The 11,265-nt window shown below is 68.2% G+C and carries 13 protein-coding genes and 1 pseudogene; 7 read left to right on the top strand and 7 right to left on the bottom strand.

Annotated elements, in window-relative coordinates:
• Nucleotides 1-95 precede the first annotated feature (95 nt).
• A complete protein-coding gene (locus tag ABZT17_RS18620; protein ID WP_356350132.1) occupies nt 96-1,094 on the bottom strand; it encodes a WD40 repeat domain-containing protein in 999 nt (332 codons plus the stop codon).
• A gap of 98 nt (nt 1,095-1,192) precedes the next feature.
• On the opposite strand from ABZT17_RS18620, the gene ABZT17_RS18615 reads away from it, so the two are divergent.
• From ABZT17_RS18615 to ABZT17_RS18605, 3 genes are all read left to right on the top strand, one after another.
• On the top strand, nt 1,193-1,876 hold the full coding sequence (locus ABZT17_RS18615; RefSeq protein WP_356350130.1) for an SGNH/GDSL hydrolase family protein: 684 nt from the start codon (nt 1,193-1,195) through the stop codon (nt 1,874-1,876).
• Nucleotides 1,877-1,964: 88 nt separating this feature from the next.
• Complete coding sequence (locus ABZT17_RS18610) at nt 1,965-2,549, top strand: Uma2 family endonuclease (RefSeq protein WP_356350128.1); 585 nt, start codon at nt 1,965-1,967, stop codon at nt 2,547-2,549.
• Between the two features lie 16 nt (nt 2,550-2,565).
• Nucleotides 2,566-3,213, top strand: a complete 648-nt coding sequence (locus ABZT17_RS18605) for a 1,4-alpha-glucan branching protein (protein WP_356350126.1) — start codon at nt 2,566-2,568, stop codon at nt 3,211-3,213.
• 55 nt (nt 3,214-3,268) lie between these two features.
• On the opposite strand, the gene ABZT17_RS18600 is transcribed toward ABZT17_RS18605, so the two are convergent.
• Nucleotides 3,269-4,213, bottom strand: coding sequence for an ester cyclase (locus ABZT17_RS18600; protein ID WP_356350142.1), 945 nt, complete (start codon nt 4,211-4,213; stop codon nt 3,269-3,271).
• Between the two features lie 179 nt (nt 4,214-4,392).
• Here ABZT17_RS18600 and ABZT17_RS18595 point away from each other — a divergent pair.
• Nucleotides 4,393-4,545: pseudogene (locus ABZT17_RS18595) on the top strand (aldo/keto reductase); the annotation flags it as partial.
• 142 nt (nt 4,546-4,687) lie between these two features.
• On the opposite strand, the gene ABZT17_RS18590 reads toward ABZT17_RS18595, so the two are convergent.
• Nucleotides 4,688-5,677 (bottom strand): aldo/keto reductase, encoded by a 990-nt coding sequence (locus ABZT17_RS18590; protein WP_356350124.1) that lies wholly within the window; start codon nt 5,675-5,677, stop codon nt 4,688-4,690.
• A 56-nt stretch (nt 5,678-5,733) separates the two neighbouring features.
• Complete coding sequence (locus ABZT17_RS18585; protein ID WP_356350122.1) at nt 5,734-5,967, bottom strand: recombinase family protein; 234 nt, start codon at nt 5,965-5,967, stop codon at nt 5,734-5,736.
• A 17-nt stretch (nt 5,968-5,984) separates the two neighbouring features.
• Between ABZT17_RS18585 and ABZT17_RS18580 the strand changes: the two genes are divergently transcribed.
• The gene (locus tag ABZT17_RS18580; RefSeq protein WP_356350118.1) at nt 5,985-6,410 is read left to right on the top strand and encodes a transposase; all 426 of its coding nucleotides are present in this window, start codon (nt 5,985-5,987) and stop codon (nt 6,408-6,410) included.
• A 266-nt stretch (nt 6,411-6,676) separates the two neighbouring features.
• Here ABZT17_RS18580 and ABZT17_RS18575 read toward each other — a convergent pair whose 3' ends face one another.
• Both ABZT17_RS18575 and ABZT17_RS18570 read right to left on the bottom strand, forming a co-directional pair.
• Complete coding sequence (locus ABZT17_RS18575; RefSeq protein WP_356350116.1) at nt 6,677-7,027, bottom strand: hypothetical protein; 351 nt, start codon at nt 7,025-7,027, stop codon at nt 6,677-6,679.
• 246 nt (nt 7,028-7,273) lie between these two features.
• The gene (locus ABZT17_RS18570; protein ID WP_356350113.1) at nt 7,274-8,923 is read right to left on the bottom strand and encodes a recombinase family protein; all 1,650 of its coding nucleotides are present in this window, start codon (nt 8,921-8,923) and stop codon (nt 7,274-7,276) included.
• 84 nt (nt 8,924-9,007) lie between these two features.
• Here ABZT17_RS18570 and ABZT17_RS18565 point away from each other — a divergent pair, with 84 nt between their 5' ends.
• Nucleotides 9,008-9,862 (top strand): aldo/keto reductase, encoded by an 855-nt coding sequence (locus ABZT17_RS18565; protein WP_356350111.1) that lies wholly within the window; start codon nt 9,008-9,010, stop codon nt 9,860-9,862.
• Nucleotides 9,863-9,999: 137 nt separating this feature from the next.
• On the opposite strand, the gene thpR is transcribed toward ABZT17_RS18565, so the two are convergent.
• The gene (gene thpR / locus ABZT17_RS18560; protein ID WP_356350108.1) at nt 10,000-10,572 is read right to left on the bottom strand and encodes an RNA 2',3'-cyclic phosphodiesterase; all 573 of its coding nucleotides are present in this window, start codon (nt 10,570-10,572) and stop codon (nt 10,000-10,002) included.
• 104 nt (nt 10,573-10,676) lie between these two features.
• Between thpR and ABZT17_RS18555 the strand changes: the two genes are divergently transcribed.
• Entirely contained in the window at nt 10,677-11,264 is a 588-nt protein-coding gene (locus ABZT17_RS18555) for a Uma2 family endonuclease (RefSeq protein WP_356350105.1), read from the top strand.
• Nucleotide 11,265: the final 1 nt, after the last annotated feature.

The following is an 11,265-nucleotide window of genomic DNA, read 5'->3' as shown; positions in this document are numbered from 1 at the left end:
GTCTCCGTGAGACCGCCCCCGCACGATCGAAGTCCCGCTACACTCCCGCCACCCGGCGAAAAGACCAGGTCAGACAGCGAAATCCTGCTGGAGTACTAGGGCCTGTTGCGGCGGAACAGCCGCCGGGCTCCGAAGAGCACCGCCCCGGCGACGACCACGGCGACCGCTCCGACCTTGATGTTGCCGCTCGTGCCGCCGGCGCCATCGCTGCCGGAGGCGTTCGAACTGCCGCTGCTGGAAGGTGACTTGGCGGCGCCGGCTCCGCCGGGTGCGTCCTCCGCCTGTACGGGGCTGTCGGAACCCTCGCTGCCGTAGAGGAGTTTGGTGCCGTCGAGGGAGTAGGTGACGGACTCGCCCTGCCCCTGGAGCGGTACGTCCAGCCGGCCCTCGCGCTTGATCCTGCCGCCGTTCCAGTCGTAGTAGATGCCGCCGAAGTAGCCGCGGACGGCGAGTTGCCGGCCGTTCGGGGAGATGGCGGCGTCGGTGGCCCACAGGTCGACAGTGGCGACGGGGCGGAAGATGTTGGTCCCGGAGGAGGAGAGCTTCGCGGGGCCCTCGAACAGGTGGCCGCCGTCCTCGTTCTTGTCGATGATGTACGGCCGCCCGGTCTTCGGATCGACGACGAGCGACTCGGCGTTGCGGGCGCCGTCGGAGTACTTCACGACGTACTGCGTGGCCCGGATGGTCTGGTCGACGAGCTTTTTGGGCTCGGAGAGCTGGTAGATCCAGACGTACGGCCACTTGCCGCCCAGGTTGTCGCCGATGTCGCCGACGTAGATCTGGTCGTCGGGCCCGATGGAGATGGCCTCGACATCGCGGGGCCGGCCGATGCCGCTGAGGGTGACACGGGCGACCGTCCTGCCCGTCGCGCTGTCGACGGCGTAGATGTACGGCCCGTCGTCGCTGTCGTTGTGGGTCCAGTAGATGCCGGGGTGGAGAGGGGAGGCGGCGAGTCCGCTGGACTCGGTGATCCTCGGGTCCGTGATGGTGAACCCCTTGTCCCCCTTGCCGTCGGCGGCGGTGGCTGCGGACGCGGGCAGGGCGCAGGCGCCCACGAGCAGGGCCCCGGCAAGGAGAGCGAACGGTCGGCGCATGACCCCAAGCCTGCCATCCCGGCGGCCCGTTCAAGGGCGTGGCAGGCTTCACACCCCACCCGCCCCACGGGACACCGCCGATCGTCCATCATGAGCGGATGCTCAGGTTGATGCCGGTCGGCGACTCCATGACGATCGGAAGCGCGGGGGAACACACCTGGCGCTACCGCATGTGGCGGCACCTCCGCGACACATACGGCGGCCCCTTCACCCTCGTGGGCCCGCGCGAGACCCTCCACGACAAGGCGCTGGACGCCCCGACGTCGTACGAGTACGCCGATCCCGACTTCCCCCGCGCCCACCTGGCCGGCTGGGGCGAGGGCTGGCTGCACATGGCGCCGCTGATCGGGGAGGCGGTACGGGCGCATCGGGCCGATGTGCTGCTGGTGTCCCTCGGCCTCATCGACCTGGGCTTCTACACGAACGCGGAGCAAACGGCGGAGAACACCCGCGCCTTCGTCGCGGCGGCCCGCTCGGCCAACCCGCGCATCCGCATGGCGTTCCTGCCGGTGATCCCGAACGTCCGCGCCACCGAGGACGCCCCCTTCGCGGCCCAGGTGACCCTGTTCAACGAGCTGCTGGCCAAGACGGTCGCCGACCTGGACGAACCCCGCTCCCCCCTGCTGCTGGCCTCGCCGCCACCGTCGTACGACATCCACCTCGACACCTACGACGGCACCCACCCCAACGCTAGCGGCGAGCACAGGATCGCGGCGGCTTTCGCGGACGCGATGTATCAGGCGTGGGGCGTCGGACAAGCGTACGAGGCCGGAACAAGCTGACCGGATTCCGGCGTTTCCGGATCACCGTGCGTATCGTTGTACCGCGCGGCTGTACCTGTCCGTGGGGCAGCCGGGGAGGAGCGCCACGATGACCGTCCTCGTAGACAGGATCGAGATGGCCGACCACAGCGGCGAGCTGACTCTGGACGAGTTGTTCGAGTCGCTTGAGCGGACCACCCCCGAGGGCTACAAGGTCGAGATCGTCGAGGGGGCCATCTTCATGACGCCGCAGCGGGACACGCACTGGGAGATCATCCTGGACATCGTCGAGCAACTGCGCACCAAGTACCCGCGCAGGCGCCTGAAGTCCGATGTGCGGATCGACTACCCAGGTCACCTCAACGGCTTCGCCACCGATGTGACCCTCGTGTCCCAGGACGCCGTGAAGGACGAGAAGGGGCTCTGGAGCCACCAGGACGTCGAGTTCGTCGCCGAGGTCATCTCGAAGGGCACGGCGCACAACGACTACGGGTCCAAGAAGGCCGCCTACGCCGTCGCCGAAGTCCCCGTCTACCTCATCGCCGACCCCTACCAGGGCAAGTGCCACTTGTTCACCCAGCCCAAGGACGGCGACTACATGACGGAGACGACGGTCGGCTTCGGAGCCGACGTCGACCTCACCGTCACGGACCTGGGCCTCACCCTGAAAACGGATGAGTTCCCGCGCGACTGACTGGCAGAATCCGGCCATGGCGATCATCCACAAAACCACCGTCAAGCCCACCAAGCTGGAACTCCTCACCGCCTGGCTGCCGACCCGGCCGTGGTACGTGGGGAGCGGGACTCCGGAGTTGAGCAGGGCCGGTGGGTTTCGGCTGGATGATCCGGAGGGGGAGGTCGGGATCGAGTTCATGGTGGTGATCGACACCTCCGGCCCCGAACCCGTCGCCTACCACGTCCCCCTCACCTACCGCGGCGACCCGCTCCCCGGCGCGGAACACGCCCTCGTCGGCACCATGGAGCACGGTGTGCTCGGCCCGCGCTGGGCCTACGACGGCTGCCACGACCCGGTGCTGTACGCCCAACTCGTCGCGCTGATCGAGGGCCGCGTCCAGGCCCAGGCCCAGAGCATCAGCGACACCCCCGACCACGAGGTCACCCGTTCCTGCGCGGGCCCCGCCCTCCCCTCCGCGCCGTGGCCCGTCGAGGCCACCGACGAGGAGGGGAGCACGATCCTGACGGGCACGAACGGCACGGCCCTGCGCGTGCACCGCGTCCTGGACCCCACCGCACCCGACACCCGCCCCGGGACGGCGGCCGGCCATGTCAGCGGTGCCTGGGAGGCGGCCGACGGCACCCGCGTCCGGGCGGTGTTCGTCACCGCGTACATCGGCTGACCGGGGCGGGGGTGAGAGGTGGGGCCCGGCAGGCATCTAGAAAATGCCGTTGCCGTCAGAACATGCCGTTGCCGTTGGCGGAGGTCTCCGGGACGTTCTGGATGACATCCCAGTGCTCGACGATCTTGCCGTTCCGCACCCGGAACAGGTCCAGGATCGCCGTGCCCCGGTCTCCCGGATAGTTGATGTAGTCGCTGTGGATGGCCACCAGGTCGCCCTCGGCGATGATCCGCTTCGGGATGACCGTCAGCTGCGGTGCCGAGGCGAAGTAAGCGCCGAGGCCGACCTTCGCGGCGGGCACGCCGCTCTCCATCTGCGTGTTGTGCTGGAGGTAGCCGGGGTCCCAGTAGCGGTCGAGGGCGGTCAGGTCCTTGTGGACGATGAGCTCGTCGAAGGCCTTGACGACCAGCGCCTTGTTGGCCTGGGTGAGCCGGTGGTCCAGGGGCTGCGAGACCTGCGGTGAACTCAGCGTGGAGAACATGTCGTTGCCGCTGGCCGTGGTGTCCGGCACGTTCTGGATCACGTCCCAGTGCTCCGCGATCTTGCCGCCCTGGAAGCGGAAGATGTCGATGACGGCCGCACCCTTGGTGCCGGGGACCAGCACCACGTTCGAGTGGAGCAGCACGAGGTCGCCCTCGGCGATGACTCGCTTGACGTTGTACCGGGCGTCGGGGAACTGCTGGTGGATCGAGGTGGCCAGGGCCTTGAGGCCCGCCGCCCCGTCGGCCGCGGTCGGGTTGTGCTGGATGTAGTCCGGTCGTACGTAGCGGTCGACGACCGAGGTGTCCCCGTGCTCGAACACTCTCTTGACGACGGTGATGGCGACGGCCTTCTGGTAGCCGAAGCGGGCGAGGTCGCCGTAGCCGCCCTGGCCGTACGCCGAGTGCCCGGCGGCCGGGCCGTGCGGGGCCGCCACGGCGGGTACGGCGGCCGCGCCCAGGACCGCCGTGGCGGCGAGGAGGGCGACGACGGCCCTGCGGGCGGAGGTGGTGGGGGGCATGGTGCGCTCCAGACGTCTCATGCTGGGATCCGATGAATAGATTGAAGTTTCAAACTCTGCGCCGTCAGATAACCATCGTGGAGCGATCCATGTCAACCTCTCTTGCCGTCTCTTGGAGTTTCTAGACCCTCCTCGACGCTCCTGCCTGGAGCGCACTCGAAGCCGTTGACTGGGTGGTCATGGAGTACACGCAGCTCGGACGCACGGGACTCAAGGTCAGCCGACTGGTCCTCGGCACCATGAACTTCGGACCGCAGACGAACGAGGCCGACAGCCACGCGATCATGGACGCGGCGCTGGCCGAGGGCATCAACTTCTTCGACACCACCAACCGGCAATTTTGACGCCAGGTTCTGCAGCAGCGCATCGCTGACGCTCACCGCTCCTGCGGACCCCGAGTGGGAAACGACGAAGCCGCCGCCTCCCACCCCTAACGCAAGTAGAAGGCGACGACTCCGACACAGACCCGCTACCTCACCATGCGAAGGCTTCGGGAGACGGTCCGGGACCGGGGAAGATCTCGTCCAGAGACGTCAGCAGTTCCTCGCTCAGCTCCAGCTGTAGGGCGCGCAGCGCCGAGTCCAGCTGCTCCTGCGTGCGAGGGCCGACGATCGGGCCGGTGACGCCGGGGCGGGTCAGCAGCCAGGCCAGTGCCGCCTCACCGGGCTCGAGGCCGTGCTTGTCGAGGAGGTTCTCGTACGCCTGGATCAGCTCGCGTGTCCTGGTGTCCTTGAGCGCGTCGGCAGCGCGGCCGCTCGCCCGGCGCCCCTGTGTGGCCTCCTTCTTGAGGACGCCGCCGAGCAGTCCTCCGTGCAGCGGAGACCAGGGGATGACACCGAGGCCGTAGTCCTGCGCGGCCGGGATGACCTCCATCTCGGCGCGGCGCTCAGCGAGGTTGTAGAGGCACTGCTCGCTGACCAGGCCCATGCGGCCGCGCCGGGCGGCGGTCTCGTTTGCCTGGGCGATCTTGTAGCCGGGGAAGTTGGACGACCCCGCGTAGAGGATCTTGCCCTGCTGGACCAGGACGTCGATCGCCTGCCAGATCTCCTCGAACGGCGTCGACCGGTCGATGTGATGGAACTGGTAGATGTCGATGTAGTTGGTCTGCAGCCGCTTGAGGGAGGCGTCGACGGCTCGTCGGATGTTCACCGCGGAGAGCTTGTCGTGGTTGGGCCAGACGTCCCCGTCGCCCGCCATGTTCCCGTACACCTTGGTGGCGAGGACGACCTTGTCGCGCCGCCCGCCACCCTGGGCGAACCAAGTTCCGATGATCTCCTCGGTGCGGCCCTTGTTCTCACCCCACCCATAGACGTTGGCCGTATCCAGAAAGTTCAGACCCGCGTCGAGAGCGGCGTCCATGATGCCGTGGCTGGTTGATTCGTCTGTCTGCGGACCGAAGTTCATCGTGCCGAGAACGAGTCGGCTGACCTTGAGTCCGGTGCGTCCGAGCTGGGTGTACTTCATGGGCCACAAGCCAACTGCTTCGAGTCCGCTCCAGGCAAGGGCATCAGGTTCCGCCGTCAGGAGTCGTCTCCGAGGTGCCGGTACAGCGTGGCCCGGGAGACGCCCAGAGTCTTGGCGATGGCACTGACGCTCTCTCCCTTCGCCTTCCTGGCGCGGGCCACGGTCAGCACGTCCTCGTTCACGACGGACGGCCGTCCGCCGGTACGCCCCTGCGCCTTGGCTGCTTCGAGTCCGGCGCGGGTGCGCTCCATGATGAGGCTGCGCTCGAACTCCGCCATGGCTCCTACCACTTGGAGCCCCGACCGGGATGCCCATCCTGTGGGCACTGGCGAACCCGAAGCTGGACGAGCGGGAGGTGCTGTCCGCGATGCTGGACCGCGAACCGCACCTGGCCGCGGACCGGCCGGACCTGCTGGTGATCGCGGACAAAGGCTTCGCCTCCAAGGAGTTCGAGGCCGATCTGGCCTTCCGGGGTGCGGAGTTGCTGCGGCCGTCGTTCAAGCGCGAGAAGAAGCGCAGGGGCGAGAGCCTCCTGAAGTCGGTGCGGCAGCTGATCGAGTCGGTCAACGACACCCTCAAAGGCCAGCTCGACCTGGAACAGCATGGCGGGCGGACCTTCGAAGGTGTCGCCGTCCGCGTCGCCCAACGCATCCTCGCGATGGCCGCCGCGATCTGGCACAACCACAAGACCCGCCAGCCCGTCACACGATCCTTGATCGCTTACGACCACTGATCACATCGGAATGGCTCGTCTAGCGGCTTCAGACTGTGGCGGCCGTTCGGCCGCCCATCCTCTCTACCGCTTCGCCAATGCCCGTCTCTTCGGGGCGCTACTGCGCCCCTACTGCGCTTGCCGTAGATCGAACGAGGCTTCCCTCTGTCGGCCCCCTTCGGGGCCGCAAGTGAGGACAAGAAGAGAGAGGAAGCGAACGTTTCCGCAGGCCACTGGCAATGCCGGTACACGCCTGGCGTGTGCTGGCTACACGTACGATGTGTGGTTCACCGGTCTTGATGGACGCGGCACGGCACCGGAGCGCCCTTCCCCTTCTGGAAGAGGTGAGAACCAAGAACAAGGCAAGCGGCTCCCGACCGGGGCGATACAAGGTCGAGCCTCTTGGCGCGTGCGATCGCGTTGTTCGTGCTCTGGTCAGACAGGGGTTTGCCGTCCTTGCCGAGGAGGGTGGCCAGCTTCCCAGGGGCGAAGGCCGCGTGCCCGTGACGGTCGGCCCATCCGATGGCGGCGAAGTGGACACGGTGGGCCAGCGGGTGTAGAGGGTCCTGCGCCTTGCGCTGGTATTCGCGCTGGGAGACTCCGCCCCACGGGCGGTCATGCCCGAAGCTGATGGCCACTGGTTCGCGGCTCCTTCCTGTGAGGCGCACGAGGGTGCGCCGGCGACCCCGCCGGACGGCGGGAGTCTCCCTTCTTCGCGGGGGTGCCGTGCGGGAGGCACGGCGCTTCACAGGTTGGGCGCCCAGGGCATCGGGCCTGGACTCGGTCTCTTGCGGTCGGGAGCGACGGCGGCGACCTGCCGGGCATCCTACAAACGCGCAGGAGGGCCCCGACCACAGGCCCTCCTCGTCGCATTCAGTTGTTGGTCAGCCTTCGCTGTGGACCGCCGCCATATTGCGCAGACGCTGCTTGAAGTCCATGGGGATCAGAACCTGAACCCTCCCGACTGGGTGTTGCCACATCCCGTCATGGCCATCGGGAGCCATGAGCTGCGCGGCGGTCATCCCGGGAATCGGCTCGGCATGGATGACGGCCTTGACCCCTGCGGCGCGTAGCTCCCTGCCCTTTTCGTGCTGGGTCGACAACGTGCTCCACCGTTCCCGGTAGGTCTCTCCTGTCGGGATCTCCTCCCAGGTGTCCGGGCGCGTGGGCTGCGCGATGAGCTGTTCACGTCGCGCGTCCAACCGCCTGTACGCCTCCCGGTACTCCTGCTTGCCCAGCTCACTGGAGTAGAGGCCCGCCTCGCGGTCCTCCCTCAGGTCCGAGAGGGCGCGGTTCACTTCCTCGATGTCGCGCGTGTAGTCCACGCCCGGCCGGAAGACCTTCCGGACGATCTCGACGTCCCCTGCAGCGAGGAGGAACGCTTTCCCCACGGCGTCCTCCAGCGTGTGCGCCGCGATGCCCTTGCTTCCGGTCGGACACGGCTTGTGCGTGGTACGGGAGGCGCAGCGGTAGTAGGGCCAGTTACGGCCAGGGGCGAGATACGCCGGCTCCCCACATGTGCAGAACGCGACCTGGAGCAAGGGGGACCCACCCTTGCGGTTGCCGTTGCGCTTGCTGGTGTTCTCGTCCAGCTTCTTGTTGGCCAGCTCCCACTCCTCGTGCGTGATCAGAGGCTCCGCGCGCTGGAGGGGCTGGCCGTCCGCGTCCCGGACGACCCGGCGTCGTGTCGTCTTCTCCCCGTCGACCATCACCTCCTCGGACACCTCCACCTGCCCCAGGATGCAGCGGGAACGTACGACCTTGGCCGTGTTCGCGGCGGTCCAGCGGCTTCCCTTCGGGGTCTTGCCGTTACGGATCATCTGGGCGTCGAGTGACGTCGGGGTCTTCGACACGTCCTCGTTGAGCCACTGCGCGATGCTGTTCGCCGACTCGCCCGCGATGAGACGGCGGACGATCTCACGGAGCGTCCCGGCCGTGTCGGTCCCGTAGTCGTCCGGGACGAGCTTCCATCCGTCGCCGGTCTCCTGTTTCTCCTCCCGGTAACCGTACGGAGTGCGGCCGCCGCGCCAGCGCCCCTCCTTCACCAGGTGGTTGTACGAGGACTTGGCCCGCGCCTTGATGGCTTCGAGCTCCCCTTCCGCGAAGGACGCGATCAGGCTGAGGAGGAGCTTCCCCATCTGCGTGTTGAGGTTGATCCCGTCCTCGACGGTGGCGACCTCCTTGCCGTTCTTCTCGCACCACTCCAGGAGGGCGTGCACGTGTAGCACGCGTCGCGAGAGACGGTCGATCTTCAGCGCACAGATGACGTCGTACTCGTCGGCGCGCGACTCCTCCACCGCGATCCGGTGCTCGATCGCGCTGACCTCCTTCCCGATGGTCGAGGGAAGCCACTTGCCGAACTCCGGACGCTTCCACGGCTCTACCCCGCCGGACACGTCGATGTCCTCGACCCACCCCACGACGACGTGCCCCTCCTGATCGGCCCATCGCTGGATGGACCGACGCTGACGCTCCGGCGATGTGGTCTCGTCCGACACCCTCGACAGTCGGATCACACCCAGAACTCTCGCCATGCTCGTTCTCCCTCTCCCCTGTGTCACGCATCGCGCACAAGGGGTGACGGTATGCGGTTCGGATCATGGCGTCAAAGTTGATCTTTGAACACCGCGAACGTGTACGGCTGGGGCGAGAACAAGGGCCGTACCGAGGAGATCATCGGGAACTGGTTCGCCAAGAGCGCGGCCCACCGCGACAAGGTCGTCCTCGCCACCAAGGTGTACGGCAACATGGCCGCCGACGGCGACGCCTGGCCCAACCACGACAAGCTCTCCGCCCTCAACATCCGACGGGCGGTGGACGCCAGCCTCAAGCGGCTGCGGACGGACTACATCGACGTCTACCAGTTCCACCACGTCGACCGGCGCACGCCGTTCGAGGAGATCTGGCAGGCCGTCGACGTACTGGTACAGCAGGGCAAGATCCTCTACGCCGGGTCCTCCAACTTCCCCGGGTACAAGATCGCCCAGGCCAACGAGATCGCCGCCCGCCGCGGCGGCACCATCGGCCTCGTCAGCGAGCAGTGCCTCTACAACCTCGCCGAACGCCGCGCCGAGATGGAGGTCATCCCGGCCGCCGAGGAGTACGGCCTCGGCGTCATCCCCTGGTCACCCCTCCACGGCGGGCTGCTGGGCGGCGTCATCAAGAAGGAGGTCGAGGGCGGGCGCCGGGCGAGCGGCCGGGCCGCCGACTCCCTCGCCGACACCACCATCCGCGCCCAGATCCAGGCCTACGAGGACCTCCTGGACAAGCACGGCGTGGAACCGGGCGAGGCCGCGCTGGCCTGGCTCCTCACCCGCCCCGGAGTGACCGGCCCGATCGTGGGCCCGCGTACGGCGGAGCAGCTGCGGTCCGCGATCAGGGCGGTGGAGCTGGAACTGAGCGAGGAACTCCTGGCGGGCCTGGACGAGATCTTCCCCGGCCCCGGCCCCTCTCCGGAGGCCTTCGCCTGGTAGCACCGGCGGTCAGGCGGACCACGGCGGTGGGCGCTCGGTCACTTTCCGAGCGCCGCCGCCAGGGCCACGACAACGAACAACAGCACGAGCACACCGGCCATGATCCGGTTCCGGGTCTTCGGGTCCACGCCCCGAGCCTAACCGGCGCCCCCGAGCGCCCAACGGGCGACCGTCTCGTAGCGCGGCTGCTCCCCCGGCACCCCGGACGTCGGCAGACTGCTCCGCACCAGCGCGAGCTCCCCCACCGTCCAGCGAGAGCCGGCGAACCGGTCCAGCGCCTCCAGATACGGCCGTACCTCCACCGCGTCCCGGCTCCGCGCCACCGTCAGATGCGCCTTGTACCGCCGGTGCTCCCCCATCTCCACCCCGGCCTTGCGCCCCGCCGCCTCCGCCCGGTCGGCGAGCAGCCGCAGCGCCGCCAGATCCCCCTCCGCCCCGGCCCACAGCGCCCGCCCGTGCCCGAACTGGCCCCCGCCGCGCACCGCCAGCTCGAACGCCCCGGTCCGCCGCGCCGCCCGCTCCAGCCGCCGCGACAGACCGGGTACGACGTCGTCGCCGACCTCGCCGTAGAAGGCAAGGGTGAAGTGCCACCCCGGGCGTCCCGTCCAGCGCAGCCGGTCCGCGCCCGGCAGCTTCCTCAACCCGGCGACCGCCACGGCGAGTTCCTCTGCGACGTCCTCGGGGGGCAGCACCGCGGCGAAGAGTCTCATGGGGCAAGTCTCGCCGCCACGTCCCCGCGTGACTCGGTCACCGTGCGTATCGTTGTACCGCGCGGCTGTCCGTGACCGAGCGGCAGCCGGGGAGGAGCGCGACCGTGACCGTTCTTGAAGACAGGATCGAGATGGCCGAGGAGCGCGGCGAGCTGACTCTGGACGTCCTGTTCGAGCACCTCGAGAAGATGCCCATCCCCGAGGGAACGAAGATCGAGATCGTCGGGGGAAACATCTTCATGTCACCGCAGCGGCAGAACCACTGGGAGATCATCTTCGGCATCGCCGAGCAGCTGCGCACCAAGTACCCCCGCAAGCGCCTGGCCTCGGACGTCAGGATCGACTTCCCCGGGCATCTGAACGGTTTCGCCTGCGACCTGGCGGCCATGGCCGAACGGTCGGTGAAGGACGGCAGGGGCCGCTGGCGCTACCAGGACGTCGAGTTCGTCGTCGAGGTCATCTCCAAGGACACCGCGGGCAACGACTACGGCCCGAAGAAGGACACCTACGCCGCGGCCGAAGTGCCCGTGTACCTGATCGTGGACCCGTACACCGGCGAGTGGCACCTGCACACCCTGCCGAAGGACGGCAAGTACCACAGCGATGTCAGCTTCCCCTTCGGTGAGGACGTCGACCTGACCGGCACCGCCGTCGGGCTGGTCCTCGAAACCGGGGAGTTCCCCCGCGACTGAC

The sequence above is a fragment of the Streptomyces sp. NPDC005648 genome, assembly GCF_040605395.1.
GTDB lineage: Bacteria > Actinomycetota > Actinomycetes > Streptomycetales > Streptomycetaceae > Streptomyces.
This window is presented reverse-complemented; position numbering and strand designations above follow the sequence as displayed.